Genomic DNA, 21,365 nt, shown 5'->3' on the forward strand with positions numbered 1-21,365 from the left:
TTGAATAATCGAGATAAATTACAGAAATTTAGTATCAGAAAATATGCCATTGGAACATTTTCGACTGTAATCGCAACCCTGGTATTTATTGGTTTTAATACGGATCAAGCTCAAGCAAATGAATCAGATCAACCTGCTACAATAGTTAAAAAAACAGCACTAAATGGAGATGAAGACGACTCCACTGCAAAACAACAAACTAACTCTAAAATTGACCAAAATAAAAATGATGTCTATACAATTTCAGAAAATAATACTGAGCTTTTAACAAATGTACAAACATCTATTAGCAATAGTGATGAAACTCAAAAGAGCGCGAAAGAAAATACTAAGAACTCACCATCCAACTATCCTAATGATAAAAACAGTCATAAGGTAAAAACAGAAGCTGTAAAATCTTTAATAAATGATAAAGAAAAACAAAAAGATAATTTAAAAGAAAAATCAATTACCAATAAACAATCTACTAAAGAAGATTCAAAAAATAAACAAGTTGAAGATACTAACAAACCAAAACTTGTTCAACCGCCTTTAGATAAGACTAGACTACAAGCTTTATATGATGCGTCATATCATGAATATAGAATGATAGATACTGATAAAGCTAATACAATTGAATATAATAAAGTTAAAGCTACTTTTGACAAACTTAATGATTTTCTTGGTAATAATGATAATCCTGAATCAAAACAGCTTGATTTGATGTACCAACAATTAGAACAAGCGATTGAATTAGCTCGTACACTACCCACGCGTACAACTAAAATAAATAAAAACAACCGTTCTACTAGAAGTGTTAATAAAGATCGGGCTAGTAGTAAATCTAATTCAGCTTATTTAGATGCATGGACTGAATATTATGTATCGAGCGATGATGATGGTTCAGGATATCCAATAGGAACATTTTTACACGCTTCTAATAAAGGGGCGCCTTATCTATTACCATCAACACCTTATAACACATTACATGCATCAGATGTCAAAGGTATCGCTTATATAACTGCTAAAAGGGTTAAAGATGGTTACGAGTGGGATATACTATTTAACAAAGGACACTCAAATCATGAAAATATGATTTATTGGTTTGGAATCCCACGTGACCAAACACCAGTAGGTCAAGTTACATTTTCTATCATAAACAAAAATGGAACAAGCACAGCTTATGGTGGTGTGGGCTCAGGTTCAGGCGCACCTCTGCCTAAATTTTGGCAAACCGCTGATGGAATTAAACCATCTGTGGCTAATTATTTTAGACATGGTGCCGCTCATGGTTACCCATTTTATAATACGCCTACCGTTCATATAAATAGCTTTTGGGATTTTGCTCGAGGTAGCAACAAATATGATCGTAATTCTTATTTCAATCGAAATGGTGCATCATCTACAGCGCGCTATTATGGTGACGAAAACTTTGCTTTCTTAAATGGTGAGAAACCTGAACAAGGACAAGGTCTAGATTCAATATATAGCTTTATTGGTAAAGGGGACGTAAGTTATAGAATTTCCTTTAAAACTAATGGTCTCCCAACAGAACGTCTTTATTATGCAGCAGGCGGTCGTGCACTAGAATTTAGACAATTATTTAATTACAACCAATTATATGTTGAACCAATGAAAGAATATCAAAATCGTATTCAATCTCTCGTAGAAGTTAAAAATCGTACTATGCATTTAGGTAATACTAAGTATGTATATGATCCATCTATAGGTAAAAATACCGATCGAGCTATATTGGACTCTGATGGAGATCATACTATTGATTATGCCGACGATCCTTTAAGTTATGTAAAACATATAAGTAGATCTATCTTTGGTTTTATGCGATATAATGATGCTTACGACCAAGTACGCATTTTCGGTGCAGATGAATTAAATCCAGTTGAAATCTAGAGTACATTCTCAAAGAATAATCTGGAGGAAGCTGCTCGCACAGGAAATCCAATTAAGCTAATGATTGGATTTAACGCGCGAGATCGTCACCATAACCCAGAAACTCTAGTTCCAGTAAATTTGTATGTTAAACCAGCTCTTAAACAAAAGATTTCTTATTGGCATAACAATGAAGGACAAAGTATTGAAAGTTATTCAGAATCTAAAAAAGCTGGTCATCCAGTATACGAAGTTATGGCTGGAAATATGCATAATAATTCGCCTAAACAACAAGATATACGTGTTCAACTAACAAGTAATGAACCTATTAGAGATAATACTTGGTCGGTATATGGCTACCCAAATACATTGAGATTAGAAGAATCTAAAGGTCAAACTAATAATGCCAACGAGAAAAACTTCTCTTTAGTCGGAACATTAGCACCTGGAGATTATTTTATTACAGTAAGATTAGGAGATAGAGAAGAACAATTCGAAGTACGTGCTAAACCTAATCCTCCGACAATTGAAACAACTGAAATGCAACTTAGAGGCAAAGCAGGTCAAAAACCAGAAATTATAGTTACTAATGTGCCACACGAAACTAATGCTAAAGTTTTACTTGTTGTTGGAGGACAAAACGGTTCAACTGATCCTTTCTCAGATCCTTATACTAAACCTGAGAACTATACAGTGATAGCAAGTGCAGATGCTACGCATACTGGAACGGTTACTTTTACAGCTAGCGATTATATACAAGGTCTTCCAAGAGCTGCTGAATTAAAAGCTATCACTTATTTTAACGAGAATGTTCAATCTAACTTTAGTAATATCATTACTTTATCAAGTGATAGCACGCCTCCGACATTTGGAGAACCTGTAGGATTAAACGCAAAATATTATAGAGATAATCATGTCTCATTCTCTATACCTGTAACTGAAAATCACGGAGGTTCTGGACTTAATCAAGTACGTGTAGAGGGATTACCATCTGGATGGACTCAGACCTTTGTTAAGAATTCTAATAACGAAACTGGTACTTTAACAGTTTCAGGTACTATCAGTCATAGTCAAGCTCTAAATAGTGTTATTTCTCTTAGATTAACAGCTACTGATAATGATAATAACCAACAAACTAAAACTATCAATGTAAATGTTGGGAGCTTAGCGACTGACTATCCACTTACTCCTTTGTCTGCTGGTAATAGAATTCTTGTAGTAAATCCTACTAATTTTACTACACAAGAAAAAAATCAAGGTAAAGATAAACTACAAAGACTAAATACTAACAAATCGACTTACTTAGCAAGCTCAAATCCTTTAGTTCCTCAAGATAACGGTAACATTCTTGTGAATTATAAAGATGGGTCTCAAGGGACAGTGAATGCTGGTAACATCTACACATATGATCCAATTCGTAAAGACATATATGCTGATACAGATGTCACTGACCCTAAAATTGCAACAATATTCGTACCTAAAGGCTCAAGATATGAAATAGGAAGAGATTTGAGAAAGTACTTCTCATTGAGTAATGGTCAAGATATTCCAACAAATACGACATTTACAGTTATGTACCCTAATGACACATTACCAACAGGCGATCAGATAGCTCACTTTGGAAATGAAACGCATAGTTATAGTATTACAGCGGTCAATGCATATAATCAAAATGCAACAACACTTACATTGCGTGTTAAAGCTGTGGATGTTATAGCGCCATCTGGTAATTTACGAGTTTATCGATTAAATCCATCAACACTAAGTGATGAAGAGGTTAACAAGGTTAAACAAGCTTTTGTTGAAGCCAATCGAAGATTAGACATCCAACTTAGTGATATTACTGTAAATAACCCAACTAGTGGTGGTGCAAGTACTGTAAATGTTGTAGTTCGAAAAGATAAATATAATAAAACTTTTACATCACATCCAGGTGATATGAACTTTTTACGTTGGACAAATATTCGAGATGATTATACTATCTCATGGTCGAATGATAAAATAGCTCACCGTGATACAGATGGAGGTTTATCATGGTCTCCAGATCACAAATCGATTATTTATAGATACGATGCAACTAAAGGATCATCAATTACTTTAAATCAAATATTGCCTTTATTAACTGCTCGCACAAGCATACCTTCATTGAGAAACGACATATCAGGTGACGATAAGGCTTTAGCAATTGCTGGAGGGACACCTAAATATAAAACCACTGGTTTCTCAACTAAACTCAATACTTTAGATAACTTGCGTTTTTATACTAAAGATGGTCAAGTAATACAAGTATTAGATTTAGTTCAGGCTAGTACTGGAATTGAAAATGCTGAAGTAAGTCACTCTAATAGCATTTATAATGAAAGAAACTCTCAAGTTTCAAGTGGGGAAGTACCTGCTGCTAATGGTGCTCAAGCATTCAATGTCGACAAAGTTATTAAAGCAAATGGGTCTAACAATGGAGTTATGGGTGTTATATACAAAGCTCAACTTGTCCTAACGCCATATGGAGCTAAACAATATATTGATAACATTACAGATTCAACAGATGACTCTGCTAATCTCATGGAGGTCACTAATAATGTAATAGATGTTTATTTCGTGCCAAGTGATAACGTCAAACCTGTAATAAGCTTTGGTAATTATAATAACCACGTCGTTTTTTCTGGTGAAACATTTAGAAATAATATGACTGTAACAGATAATTATGGAGTACAATCAGTCTCAATTCCGCAAACTAGCGATATCGCAGTGTCAAAAAATAACAGCAATACAGAAATAACAGGCACAGCTCCTAATGTAACGAGTCAAACTACTAAGGCAGTAAAAGTTATTGCCACTGATAAAAGTAATAATCAGACAGAACAATCATTTAATGTGCTTATTAAACCTTTAAAAGATAAATATCATGTTACTAGTAGTTCAACAATTCAGAACCCTATTAGAATTAGTAGTATACGAAATGGTACCACTTTAACTCAAACTGAAAAGAATACTGTAATTAATTCATTAACAATTACTAATAATGAACCTAATAGAACTTATGTCACAGCTCCAAAAAATGAAATTCGTTCTAAAGAAGTCAGTAACGTCACAAATACAAATAATAATTCAAGTGTTACAGTTACAATCACTTATGCAGATAATACGACTTCTCAAATAAATGTATTAATTAAACAAATCATACCGGAAATATTTGCAGAACCTAGATACACTGTACAGGGCCAAAATTTCCCTGAAGGAAAAGGTGCTAACCCTAAAGACTTCTTTAAACAAAAAAATGGTAGTCCTATAGAAGCTAGAGTAACTTGGGTTAATAATAGAGGTCCAAATATAAATAGTAATCAAATTGGCGTCGAACAAAATTTAGAAGCAGATATTTTATTTGACGGAGAATCTACGCCAATACGTAAAAGTACTTCCTATAAAATTGTCAAATCTCAACCTAAAAGGATTTTTGAAACGACGATAAATGGACAATTTGTTTTTCGTCCAGATAATGCTGATTTTGCTGGTTCATATGTGCAACCATTCAATCATTCATGGGCACAAGGTATGAACTTTGAATGGGGAGACAACCTAGGAACACCAAGTTCAAGAACTCCTGGGGCATTTACTCGAGTTGCAACAGTCATTTATCCTAATGGCGAAAGAGAAAATGTGAAAGTACTTTACGAAGTTAAACCTAACAAACCAGTCATAGATAGTAATAGCGTTATTTATAGAGGCGGATTAACTCATCAGCAAATTTTAGTTAGAAACGTACCAAATAATGCTAATGTATCTCTATACCAATCTAATGGTTCAATTATTCAAAATACAACGCAAACAGTAGATTCTAATGGTGTGGCTACTGTAACTATTCAAGGCATATTACCTACAGGTAATATAACAGCAAAAGTCTCAATTACTGAAAATAATTTAACTTACGCAAAAGTCACTAGTAATGGTGTAAATAATGTGACTGAGAATATTACTGTTACCTCTGATGCTAGTAATCCTGTTAATGTTACAGAAGGTATGCATGCTAAAAATGGTGGTATTAAATTTGTAAAAGGTTCTAATTTCAATTTTAATAACTTTAATAACTTTATAAGTAATGCTCCATCAGGTTCACAGTTCTCTTGGGTCGACAGTCCTGACACTTGGAAAAATACTATCGGTGAATCAGAAAAAGTTATAAATGTCACTTTACCGAATCATCAAGGTACACGAACAGTTAATATTCCAGTAATGGTTTATCCAACAGTATCTGCTGTTACACCAAATAGAGATAAATTTGGCATTGATTTAAGTCGAGGAACTGATGTAAACAACTATATAACTTTTGAAGGTAATAATAGATATGGAGCAACAACATCTTGGAAGGATAATCGCCAACCAGACAAAAATGTTGCAGGTATACAAAACTTAACTGCTTTAATTCATTATCCAGGTATTGACACACCAGTAGAAGTACCAGTAAAAGTATGGGTGTATAAATTTGACTTTGCTAATTCAGTATATAAAATTCAAATCGGCCAAACCTTCCCTGGAGGTACTTGGGTTAAAAAATATGTACATTTAGAAAATGGAGACGACTTACCTACAAACGGCTTTTTATTTTACTGGAACCCTAAAACTACAGGTTCAAATACTTCACAATGGCAAAGTTTAGCTTATACTAGTCAAACGTTTGTAAAGACAGGTACTTACGATGTATTAGATGCTGGTGGTCACCCTTGGCAAGAATCACAACCTGGTACATTCATAGTAACGAGTGCTCAGCCTAACAATGCAATTATCACTGAATCTAATTCAGGAGAAGTTACCATAACTCCAGGTGCAGTGATAGAAGTACCAATTGAAGGCACAACTTCTCACACTCAATCGATTGCAGATAAGATTGTAATTAATAAAAACGGCCACAAACTAACAACATTTATTAAAAATAATGAAGGTCGATGGATTGTTCAAAATGGGGAGCCAAATGTAAGAGGAGTATTGGCTAGCGATAATGGTAGTTCAATATTAATAAATAGACCTGCTATCGCGACAGGAGACACACTTCAAGCATTAGCTACTGAAGGATCTGGGGAAACTATTAGTCCAACAGCAGAGAGCGGGTTATTCACTGTAAAAGCTCCTCAGCCAGAGCAAGCAAGTGCTAAAGTATGGGAAAACGGTACATTTGAAATAACACCAGATAATAGAGCTCATTCTAATAATCCAACTGCTAAAGTAGAAGTTACTTATACAGAAAAATTAGAAAATAGCCATGAGTTATCTAAATCATTTACAGTTACTCATAATAATAATGGCACTTGGTCAATTACTAACAAACCTAGCTATGTTTCCTTCAATCAAAGCAACGGAATAATTATTTTCAATGCCAATAGCATTAAACCTGAATCACAAGTAACAATTATCTCTAGAGCAGGAAGCGGAAACACTGAGAGCAGCAGTACTAACACAGTAGCTGCACCTCCACTTCACACCGTAGTTATTAATGAAATCATTAAAGAACAAGGTCAAAATGTAAGTAATGAGGATGTGAATAATGCTGTTCAAGTAGCCAATAAACGTAATGCAGTAATTAAAAGGGGTGCAACACTTCCCACTCACCTTGCAGGAGGAAGTACAACTCAAATACCTGTAACCATTAACTATAATGATGGTAGTACGCAAGAGATCACAGAAACTATTAGAACAAAAGTTAATAAAACTGAATTAATTAATGCTCGTAATCACTTAGATGATACTATCAGTAAAGAAAATAAAACACCGGCTAGTATTAGAAACTTTGACCAAGCTATGGCTCGAGCTCAAGCTCAAATTAATCAAGCTAAAAATGAAGCTGATAAAGTTATTAATACAGAATTTGCAACACCTCAACAAGTAAATAACGCTTTGAGCCAAGTTAAAGCAGCACAAGCAAAGATTAATGAAGCTAAAAGTTTACTACAAAATAGAGCTGATAATAGTCAATTAGTAAGAGCTAAAGATCATTTACAACAAGTTTTACAACCAGCTGCCTCTACGAATGGAATGACTCAACAAAGTGCTCAAAATTATAATGCTAAACGTCAAGCAGCTGAACAAGCGATCCAAAATGCTGCTAATGTAATTAATAATGGGGATGCAACTGCTCAACAAATTACTGAAGCTAAAAATAGAGTTGACCAAGCCGAAAGAGAGTATACAGAAGCTAAAAATAATTTAAGAGCAGATAAAACTCAATTAGAAACAGCTTATAATCACTTAAATCAACAAGTGAACTTAACAGATAAAACACCGTCTTCTGTTACAAGATATAAACAAGCCTTAGAAGGTTTTAAAAATGAATTAAACGCTGCAAAATCTGAAGCTAATGGTGTACTTAACAATAACAATCCTACAGTCTCACAAGTTAAAAACGCTTTGGATAAAGTTAATGCTGTTCAAACAAAAGTTAATCAAGCTGAAGCTTTATTACAAAATAAAGAGAATAATTCTGCACTTGTAAATGCTAAACAACAATTGCAAAATGCCGTAAATCAAGTTCCTTCTACTACAGGAATGACTCAAGAAAGTATTAATGTATATAGAGCAAAACAACAAGCTGCTCAAAACGAAATACAAGAAGCTCAGAATGTAATTAATAATGGCGATGCTACTGCTCAACAAATTGCTGCAGAAAAAACTAAAGTCGAGCAGGCTTTACAAGCTCTAAACGACGCTAAAAGTGGTTTGAGAGCTAATAAAGAAGAATTACAAAGCGCTTATAATCAATTAATTCAACCGGCAGATACAAATAATAAAAAACCTGCTTCAATAGAAGCTTATAATAATAAATTTAATCAGTTTAAAAATGAATATAATAATGTAAAAGCACAGGCAGATAATGTTCTCAAAGCTAGTAACCCAAGCGTAGCAGATGTAAGAAACGCATTAAGTAAAGTTAGAGAAATGCAAACTAAAGTTAATGAAGCAAAAGCTTTATTACAAAATAAAGAAAACAATACTGCATTAGTTCAAGCTAAACAGCAATTACAAAATGCCGTAAATCAAGTTCCTTCAACTACAGGAATGACTCAACAAACTGTAGACATTTATAACGCTAAACAAGCAGCAGCTCGTTCAGAACTCAATAATGCTCAACATGTAATAGATGATGGTAATGCTAGTGCTCAACAAATTGCTGCAGAAAAAACTAAAGTCGATCAAGCGTTACAAGCTTTAAATAATGCAAAAGATGGTTTAAGAGCCGATAAATCTCAATTGCAAACTGCTTACAACAAATTAACTGAACATATTAGCACAGAGGGTAAAACACCAGCTAGTATTCATAAATACAATGATGCTATTGCTAAAATTCAATCACAAATTGATTCTGCTAAAAATGAGGCAAAACAAGTATTAGATAGCAGTAACCCAACAGTTTCGCAAGTTAATGATGCTTTAAATAAAATTAAAGCTGTTCAACCTAAAATAACTAGTGCCAATAACTTGCTAGAAAATAAAGCAGATAATAGTGAATTAGTTTCTGCTAAAAATCAACTACAACGAACATTACAAACAACTGTATCAACTGATGGTATGACAGCACAAAGTACTCAAAACTTCAATAATAAACATCAAGCAGCTGAACAAGCGATTCAAAATGCCACTAATGTTATTAATAATGGGGATGCAACTGCTCAACAAATTACTGAAGCTAAAAATAGAGTTGACCAAGCCGAAAGAGAGTATACAGAAGCTAAAAATAATTTAAGAGCAGATAAAACTCAATTAGAAAATGCTTATAATCATTTAAATCAATCAGTTAACTTAACAGATAAAAAACCATCATCAGTTGAAAGATATGAACGAGAATTAAATGGCTTTAAAAATGAACTAGACAGTGCTAAAGCTGAGGCAAATAGTGTAATTAATAATAATAATCCTTCAGTTGAACAAGTTAGAAATGCACTTAATAAGGTTAATGCAGTCCAAACAAAAGTAAATCAAGCTGAAGCTTTATTGCAACCTAAAGAAAATAATTCTGCACTTGTAAATGCAAAACAACTACTAGAAAACGCTATAAACCAAGTCCCTTCAACAGAAGGTATGACTGAGCAGTCAATAGCTAATTACAATGCCAAAAAACAAGCGGCACAAACTGAACTTCAAAAAGCTAATCAAGTAATTGCAAACGGCGATGCATCAGCCAGTGAAATTTCTAATGAAAAAACAAAAGTTGAAGAGGCTACTACAGCTTTAAATAAAGCCAAAAATGATTTGAGAGCTGATAAATCTCAATTACAAGCTGCTTATAATGAATTAACAAAACCTGTTAATACTTCTGATAAAACACCAGCTAGTATTAAAGAATATAATAAAGCGATAGCACAAATTAATTCACAAATAAACAATGCTAAAAGTGAAGCTAATTCAATACTTCAGAATGATAACCCTACAGTTAATGCTGTCAAGGAAGCTCTTAGAAAAATCCAAGCTATTCAACCTGAAGTTACTAAAGCAGTCAACTTATTACATCAAAAAGCAGACAATAGCGAACTAGTTAACGCTAAACAACGATTACAACAAGCTGTTGATTCAACTCCTTCAACTACTGGAATGACTCAACAATCTGTTCAAAATTACAATGTAAAAAAACAAGCGGCACAAGCTGAACTTCAAAAATCTGAGCAAGTAATTACTAACGGTGATGCTACTGCTCAACAAATTTCAGCTGAAAAAGATAAAGTTGAACAAGCTTTACAAGCATTGAATAGTGCTAAAAATGATTTGAGAGCTGATAAGTCAGAACTTCAAACCGCTTATCAACAGTTAATCAAAAATATAGATACTAATGGTAAAACGCCTGCAAGCATTAAAAAGTATCAAGACGCTAAAGCTAAGATTCAAAATCAGATTAATGCAGCTCAAAATGAAGCTAAACAAGTTTTAGATAACAGTAACCCAACCGTTTCGCAAGTTAATAACGCATTAAACAACATTAAAGCTGTTCAACCCAAGTTAGACAGTGCAATTCATTTATTAGAAAACAAGGCTAATAATAGTGAGTTAGTTACTGCTAAAGATCAATTACAAGCAGCTTTAAATCAACCTGATCCAACACATGGTATGACTCCTCAAACAATTACAAATTACAATGCCAAAAAACAAGCGGCACAAGCTGAACTTCAAAAAGCTGATCAAGTAATTAATAATGGCGATGCTACTGCTCAACAAATTTCAGCAGAAAAAGATAAAGTTGATCAAGCTTTACAAGCATTGAATAGTGCTAAAAATGATTTGAGAGCTGATAAGTCAGAACTTCAAACCGCTTACAATACATTAACTGAACAAGTGAGTACTGAGGGTAAAACGCCTGCAAGCATTAAAAAGTATCAAGACGCTAAAGCTAAGATTCAAAATCAGATTAATGCAGCTCAAAATGAAGCAAAACAAGTTTTAGATAATGAAAACCCGTCAGTAGAACAAGTGAATCATGCGTTAAATGAAATTGATACAGTTCAACCTGAGTTGAATAAAGCAATACATTTACTAGAAAACAAGGCTAATAATAGTGAGTTAGTTACTGCTAGAAATCAATTACAGGAAGCGATTAATAATCAACCTAGCACTACAGGTATGACTCAAGACTCTATTAATAATTACAATGCTAAAAGAGCTGATGCACAAAGTGCCATTAACCAAGCAAACTCAATAATTGATAATGGCGATGCTACTGCTCAACAAATTGCGGATGAAAAATCTAAAGTTAATCAAGCATTGCAAGCACTTAATGATGCTAAGCAACATTTAACTGCTGATACAAGTAGATTACAAAATGCATTGAATGGATTGAATAGAACAGGTGATACTAACAATAAAAAACCAAATAGTATTGAATCTTATAATAAAGCGATGCAAGCATTACAATCTCAAATTACTGCTGCTAAAAATAATGCAAATACAGTAATTCAAAAGGCTATTCGCACTGTAAATGAAGTGGATCAAGCTTTACAAGAAGTAAATCAAGTTAACCAACAATTAACTGAAGCGATTAATAAACTTCAACCTTTAGCAAATAATGAAGCACTGAAAGTAGCGAGAACTAAACTTGAAGATAAAATAAATGAAATTGTTCATACGGAAGGTATGACGCAACAGTCTGTAAATGCCTATCAACATGCCAAACAAGAAGCTCAAACTGAGTCAAATTTAGCTCAAGCTTTAATTAATAATGGTAATGCTACTGATCAAGAGATTTCAACAGAAATAGAAAAAGTAAACCAAAAACTTGATAATTTATCATCAGCGATAAATGGTTTAACTGTTAATAAAGAACCTCTAGAATCAGCAAAACAACAATTACAAAACAATATCGATTCTGCCCCTAGTACTGTGGGTATGACAAAGCAGTCTGTTCAAGTCTACAATCAAAAACTACAAGCAGCAAAAGATGAAATCAATACTATTAATAACGTACTTGCTAACAACCCTAATGTTGAAGCTATTAACACTAATAAAGCAACCGCAGAGCGAATTAATAATGAATTAACTCAAGCTAAACAAGCGCTTAAAGTTGATATACAACCTTTAAAAACAGCTATGAAAAATATTCAAACAGCAATTGACGCAGGTACTAACACTGACGGTATGACATCCGACTCAGTTGAAGATTTTAATGATTCGTTGAGTGAAGCACTTAGTGAAAAAACAAAAATCAATAAATTAACAAGACACCCAGATACTCTAACAGTAGAACAAGTCAACCAAGCAGTGGCAGATGCTAATCAAGTCATTAAGAATCTAAATCACGCTCGTGATTCGTTAATACCTGACAAAGATCCACTCGAAATAGCTAAGCAAGCACTTGAAAATAGCATCACTCAGCAAACTGATACAGAGGGCATGACTACACAAACTTTACAAAACTATAATGAAAAATTAGAAGCCGCTAAACAAGAATTAAATAAAGATAAAGGTATATTAAGCGGAAGTCCTACAGTAGCAGAGATTAGAGCAGCCGCACGTGAGACAAGTAAAATTCAACAGGCTTTAGATAACGCAAGATCCCAATTAGTTTTAGATAGACAGCCATTTATTACACATATCAATGGTGAAGGAAATCTTAACGCACCACAAAAAGAGGACTTTATTCAACAAATTAATAGCGCTGGTAATTATCGTGACTTAAAAGCTATTCAAAATAACGCTGACATATTAAATCAAGCTATGAAAACTTTAGCTGACAGCATTTCTAATTATCAAAATGTTAAACAAACTGAAAATTATATCGATGCATCAAATGATAAACGTCTAGCTTATGATGACGCTGTTAATTCAGCTAATGAGATTTTAACTCAAACTCATAACCCAACAATGAGTAGTGATGTAGTAAATCAAAAAGCTCAAAAGGTACAACAAACTAAAGACGCGTTAGACGGTCAACAAAGATTAGCTGAAGCTAAAGAACAAGCTATTAATCATCTAAGTGATTTACATGATTTGAATAACGCTCAACGCCAAGCTTTAACTGATCAAATTAATCATTCAGATAACATAACATCAGTTAATCATATTAAAGACAATGCAAATGTCGTTAATACAGCAATGACCGGATTAAAACAAAGTGTCGCAGACAACAATAGTGAAATTCAACAAGGCAACTATATAAATGCGGATAAAGATAAACAAGACGCTTATAATAGTGCAGTTAATCAAGCTAAACAAATCATTAATGAATCCAATAAAAATAATGCTCAACTAAACCCTAGTGAGATAAGTAAAATTACTGAAAAAGTTAACTCAACTAAAAATGATTTGAACGGTAATAATAAACTAGCTGAAGCTAAAACTAATGCTAAGAATGCAATTGATGGTTTAACATATTTGAATGATGCACAACGTGCTAAAGCTAAAGAGAATGTTGAGCATGCTACTACTAGATCAAATATTACTAGCCAATTACAAGACTACGCTAACTTGAATAATGCTATGAAATCGTTACGCGAGAGCGTAAATAATGTTAATCATATTAAAGCAAGTAGTAATTATATCAACGAAGATAATGAACCTAAAGAAGCATATAACCAAGCTGTAACAAATGCTCAGACATTAATAAATGCATCAAGCAATCCTGTTATGAACGTAAACACTGTAAATGAAAAAGCTCAAGCTGTGACTACAGCTCAAAATAATTTACATGGTCAACAAAAATTACAAGAAGCACAACATAATGCAGACACTGAAATAGATAATTTAACTCACTTAACACCAGCACAAAAATCAGCTGAAAAAGCATTAATCAATAACAAAAACACTCGCACAGAAGTTCAAACACAACTTGATGATGCTAAAACTCTAGATAGTTCAATGGGCTCTTTAAAATCATTAGTTAATGATCAAAGTCAAGTTCAATCAACAAGTAACTACATTAATGAAGATCAACCTCAGAAAACTGCCTATAACAACGCTATTACTAAGGGACAAACTATCATTGATAAAACTTCTGATCCAATATTAAATAACAATACTGTTATACAAGCAATAAATAATATTAATACTAAGAAATCAGAACTTCATGGTGAACAAAAATTAGAAGCTGATAAAACTAGTGCAAATAATTCTTTAAATAAATTATCTAATTTAAACACACCTCAAAAAGAGGCTATTAAAGGCGTATTAGATAGCTCTAATACACGAACTGAGATATCATCAGAGTTGGAAAAAGCTAAAACTATTAACAATGCAATGCATACGCTAAGACAAAACATTACTGATAACGCTAATGTAACGACTCAAAGTAATTACATTAATGCTGAACCAGATAAACAACAAGCTTATACAGATGCTATTAATACAGCTAAAGGTATTATTGATGAAAAACAAGCGACTTTAGATCCAAATATTATTAATCAAAAAGCACAAGCTATTATAACTACCAAAAATGCCTTAGATGGTGAATCTCAGCTTCGTAAAGCTAAAGAAGATGCGGATAATACGATAAATTCATTAAATCAACTTACAGATGCTCAGAGAACTAAAGAAAAAGAATTGATTAATGGAGTTCAAAAAAGACCAGAGGTTGCATCACAATTAAGTAAAGCTAAAGAACTTAATAAAGTGATGGAACAACTTAATAATCTTATAAATGATAAGAATAATGTTTTAAGTAGTAGTAAGTATATAAATGAAGATACAGCTCAACAAAACGCTTATACTTCTGCCATAGCGAATGCTGAAGCAATTAAAGATAAAACTCAGAACCCTGAATTAGATAAAAATTCAATTCAACAAGCTATTAATCAAATTAATTCAGCGATTAATAACTTAAATGGAGAAACTAAATTAGCTAAAGCTAAACAAGACGCTCAAGCAACAATTAACAATCTCAATGGTTTAACTAATGCCCAAAAATCCAACGAAAATAACACTATAAGTTCAGCTAAAACTAGAGACCAAGTTTCTAGCACTTTAAGTGCAGCTCAAGCATTAGATCAATCTATGAAAACTTTGCGTAATTTGGTCAACGCTAAAGATCAAGTTCACCATTCAAGTGACTATATTAATGAAGATACAGCTCAACAAAATGCTTATAATAATGCAATTGATAATGGCGAAGACATTATTAGCGGTCAACAAAATCCAATTATGAATAAAACAACAATTGACCAAGCTATTAATCAAATCAATAACGCTAAAAATGCTTTACATGGTGCTAATAAATTACAACAAGCTAAAAATGAAGCTAATCAAACTATCAATCAATTAGGTTATTTAAATGATCCTCAAAAAACTGGAGAAGAGGCTCTTGTAAATAGTTCAACTACTAGAACTGACGTTGCAAATCAACTTAACGAAGCTAAAGCTTTGAATAACTCAATGAAACAGTTGAGAGATAAAGTTGCCGAAAGTACTAGAGTAAAACAAAGTAGTGATTATATTAATGAGATTCCTGAACATAAAAGCGCATACGATCAAGCGCTTCAACAAGCACAATCAATCATTAATGAAAGTAGTAAGCCTACTTTAGATAAAACAGTAATTGAACAAAAAGTTCAAAACTTAACTAATGCTCAAAATGCATTACATGGAGCACGTCTTCTTGACAATGCTAAAAATAATGCTATTAGTGAAATTAATAAACTCTCAGGATTAAACGATGCACAACGTCAAAAAGCAATCCAAAATATTCAAGCACAAACCACAATTCCAGATGTTAATCAACAATTAACTACTGATAAAGAATTAAATAATGCTATGAAATTGTTAAGAGATGCTGTTAATCAACAAAATCAAGTTCATCAACAAAGTAACTATTTCAATGAAGATCAACAACCTAAAAATAATTACGATGCAGCTATTCGAGCTGGACAAAACATTATTAATAAAACACACGATCCAGTAATGAATAAAAGTGAAATTGAACAAGCAACTAACCAAATCAACACAACTAAAAATGCATTAGATGGTGAAAATAAATTACACACTGATCAACAAAATGCTAATAGGGAGATAGAGGGATTAACGAGCTTAAATCCTCAACAAATAAGTGCTGAAAAGAATCAAGTAAATCAAGCAACAACAAGAACTGACGTTGCACAAGATTTAGCATCTGCTAAAGCGTTAAATGATGCAATGAAAGCCTTAAGAGATGGTATTAACAATAAAGATGAAGTAAGACATAGTAGTGCTTATATCAATGCTGATCCTACAAAGATCTCCGCCTACGACCAAGCTCTACAAAATGCTGAAAACATCATTGACGCCGCACCTCAAGTTGAATTAAATAAAGATAAAATTCAACAAGCGTTAACACGTGTTCAACAAACTCAACAAGCACTCGATGGTGTAAGTCAATTAGCTTCAGCTAAACAATCTGCAACTCAGGATGTAAATGGTTTAACTAGTCTTAACGATGGTCAAAAACGCGAAATAAATAAACTCATTTCTAATGCAGAAACTCGACCTAAAGTTCAAGAACTATTAACTCAAGCTAATGGATTAAATACTGCGATGAAAGCTTTAAGAGATAGCATTCAAAATACAAACCAAGTCAAACAAGGTAGTAATTATATCAATGAAGATCCAACTCAACAACGTGATTATAATAATGCAGTTAATAATGCTGAAAGTACTATTAATAACAATACTCATCCAGTCTTAGATAAAGCAGAAATAGAACAATTAACTCACACTGTTAATAATACGGAAAATGCTTTACATGGTATTCAAAAACTCAAAAAAGATCAACAATCAGCAGAAACTGAGATAAGTGGTTTAACGAGTCTTAATGACCCACAAAAAACTGCGGAAATTGCAAAAGTTAAAGCTGCAACAACTCGTACAGAGGTTAATCAATTACTTGAATCTTCAAAAACTTTAAATACTGCTATGCATGGTTTAAGAGAAAGCATAAAAGATAAAGCAGAGATTAAAAATAGTAGTAAGTATATAAACGAAGATCAACCTGAACAACAAGCATATGATAACGCTGTTACCAATGCACAACAGGTTATCGATGAAACTCAAGCAACATTAGATACAAACGCTATTAATAATTTAACTAACGCCGTTACACGAGCTGAGTCGAATTTGCATGGTGATACTAAGTTACAACAAGATAAAGATCGTGCTAAACAAGCTATCTCTCAATTACCAAATCTCAATGATGCTCAGAAACACATGGAAGATTCAATAATAGATAGTCAAGATACACGTACGAATGTGAATCAAGATGTAACAGCAGCTCAAGAATTAAATGGTTTAATGGGTGCTTTAAAAGAGAGTATTAAAGATAATGCCACAATTATTTCAAATGGTAACTACATTAATGCTGAACCAACAAAAAAACAAGCATATGATCTAGCTGTTCAGCATGCTAAAGACATCATTAATGGTACAAATCAGCCAACTATTAATAAAGACGATGTTTCAAGAGCAACACAAACAGTAAATAATACCAAAGTTGCATTAGATGGTGATCATAGATTAGAAGAAGCTCAAAATACTGCGAATCAAACCATAACTAACTTAACTAATTTAAATAACGCTCAAAAAACTGCTGAGAAACAATTAGTTAATCAATCACCTACACTTGAGCAAGTTCAACAAAACTTGCAAACTGCTCAAGATTTAGATCGTGCTATGGGAGCTTTAAGACAAAGTATCGCTAACCAAGATCAAGTTAAATCCGAAAGCAAATATTTAAATGAAGATCCAACTGTAAAAGCAAATTATGATCAAGCTGTTCAACGTGCTGAAGATATTATTAATGCGACTCAAAATCCAGAACTCAATAAAGGCACTATAGAACAAGCTACTCAGGCTGTACAAAATGCTGAACAAGCCCTTCATGGAGTAGAAAAAATAAATCAAGATAAAACTACTGCTTCAAAAGAGCTAAATAATTTGACTAACTTAACAGATGCCCAACGTGAGAAACTTAAAGAATTAATTAACCATTCTGATAGTAGAGATGATATCAAACAAGAACTTGAACAAGCTAAGCAACTTAATAACACAATGGAACAACTTAAAAATCAAGTTGCCCTTAAGGATAGCGTTCATTCAAGTAGTAACTATTTCAATGAAGATTCTGCTCAAAAACAAGCATATGACGACGCGATTAAACATGCTGAAGACATTATCAAAAATACTAATGATCCAAATATCAATCCACAAGATATCATTAAAGCATTAAATAATATTAAAACAGCAACAGATAATTTACATGGTGAGCAACGTCTACAAAATGAAAAAGACACTTCTAATAATTCAATTGATCATATGACGCATCTTAATCAACCACAAAAAGATGCTTTAAAACAAGCTATCGATGGCGCTACAACTAGAGAGCAAGTAGCAGAAAAACTTAAAGAAGCGAAAGCACTGGATAATGCCATGAAACAACTTGAAGATCAAGTTAATCAAGATCCAGCAATTACATCTAGTAGTAAGTTTGAGAATGAAGATACTGAACAACAAAAAGCATATAACAACGCTATAAACGCTGCTAAAGATATTATCAATCAAACTTCTAATCCAACATTAGATAAAAATAAAATTGATGATGCGCTTCACAACATCCAGAATGCTGTTAATCATTTACACGGCGAGCAAAAATTAGAACAAGCTAAACAAGAAGCAAATGATCAATTAAATCATTTAAATGATTTAACTAATGAACAAAAAGCTCACTTTAAACCATTAATTGATAACGCTGATACTAGAGCCGAAGTTAAAAAACAACTAGATATCGCTAAACAATTAAATAGTGATATGTCAGACATTAAAGATCAAATTGCAAAACAAAGCATAGTACACCAATCAGGTAATTATGTTAATGCTGACGATGCTACTAAACAGGCTTATGATAATGCTATTAAAGAAGCTAAAGAATTAATAGATAATCATCCTGATACATTAGATCATCTTAAACTTCAAAAATTGATTAATAAAATTGATGATGCTCAAAACGCATTAAATGGTCAATCAAGATTTGACGCTGCTCAAAAAGAGGCACTCAAAGAACTTGGTACATTAAATAGCCTTAATCAACCGCAACGTAAAAAACTTGAAGATAATTTAAACAATGCAACGACATTAGATGGATTATCTCAAGAATTACAAAAAGCTAAAGAGCTTAATAACGCTATGAAGGCTATGAGAGTTAGTATTAAGGATCAAGATCAAGTACGACAAAGTAGTGATTATACAAATGCAGATTCTACTCAACAACACGCTTATGATAATGCTGTTAATAATATCAACAATATTATTACTGAAACTAATGCGACTATGGATCCTCAAAGTGTTAATCAAGCTACTCAAGCATTAGAGAACGCAAAACATGCTTTAAATGGAGCTCAAAAACTTCAAGACGATAAAAATAATGCTAAACAAGAAATTGGAAACTTAACAGGTTTAACTGATTCTCAAAAACACGCCTTAGATGAAGCTATTGATCAGTTAACACATAGAACTGAGATAAGTAAAAAATTAAAAGAAGCTAAATTCCTTAATAATGAAATGGAAGAATTAAAAGCAGCTGTCGCAAAAGCTCCTAATATTAGACAAACTAGTGACTATATCAACGAGGATACACCTCAAAAAGAAGCTTATGATAATGCTATTAAAAAAGGACAAGCAATTATTGATGCACATAACGATCCAACAATGAATGGAAGTGACATTAGTAATGTTATTCAACAAATTAATAGCGCTGAACATGGATTACATGGAGAACAAAAATTACAACAAGCCAAAAACAACGCAATAAATGATGTTTATGGTTTGAATAACTTAAATCGTGCTCAAACTGCCAAAGAAGTTCAGGATATTCAAGCATCTGAAACTAGAACAGCTGTGGAACATCAATTAGAACAAGCTAAAGTTTTAAATCAAGCAATGAAAGAATTGAAACAAAGTATTGCCGACAAAAACGATACGCTTAACTCTAGTAACTACATTAACGAAGATCCAGATAAGAAAATAGCTTATGATAATGCTTTGAGTAATGCTGAACATTTGTTAAATCAACAAAATGATCCAACGATGGATCCAAGAGAAATTAATGCTGCTGCTCAAAAAGTAAAAGAAACTAAAGATGCATTACATGGTGCAGATAAATTAACTCAAAGCCAAAATGAATCTAATGAAACTATAAATCATTTACCGAACTTAAATGATAAACAAAAACAAGCTCTAAATAATTTAATTAATCAAGCTACAACTAAACAAAAAGTAGCAGAAATTGTTAACCAAGCAAATGAACTTAATAGCGAAATGGGCAAACTCAAATCATTAGTTGAACAACAACCTAGCGTTCATAAGCAAAGCAATTATTTGAATGAAGACCCTGAAATTCAAAGAATATATGATAAAGCTATTCAAAGCGGACAAGACATCATCATTGGAAATACTACTGATGTATTAAGTAAAAATGATATTAGTAATGCTATTCAAAATATAGAACTAGCAAAAGGCGATCTTCATGGAGAACAAAAATTACAAAAAGCTCAACAAGATGCTAATAACGAAATAGATCAATTAAGAAACTTGAATGACCCTCAAAGACAAGCAGAGCACAATGAAATTAATAGTGCACCTTCAAGAACAGAAGTTCAAAGTGATTTAAATAACGCTAAAGCATTAAATGAAGCGATGCATCAGTTAGAGAACGAAGTTCATCTAGAGAATAGCATTAAACAATCAAGTAACTATATTAATGAAGACCCAGCCTCTCAAAATGCATATAATGATGCTTTACAAAAAGCGAAGAATATCATTAATGCAGTACCTGATAAAACTTTAGATAAAACTACAATTGAGCAAGCATTAAATCAATTACAAAGTGCAAGTGAAGCTTTACATGGTGAACAAAAACTACAAGAATCGAAAGATCAAGCTAATAGTCAAATTGATCGATTAGAATCACTTAATCCTGGACAAGTATTAGCAGAAAAAACATTAGTTAATCAATCTCAAACTATACCTGGTGTTCAAGAGGCACTTCAAAAAGCGAAAGAACTAAATGAAGCCAT

1 pseudogene (only partly in view) is annotated in these 21,365 nt (G+C 32.8%); it reads left to right on the forward strand.

The features are described 5' to 3' along the window. Positions 1-21,365 (forward strand): annotated as a pseudogene (ebh, locus tag MHI13_RS12715) (hyperosmolarity resistance protein Ebh) (it continues 8,558 nt past the right edge of the window).

The sequence above is a fragment of the Staphylococcus sp. FSL K6-0223 genome (assembly GCF_038008285.1).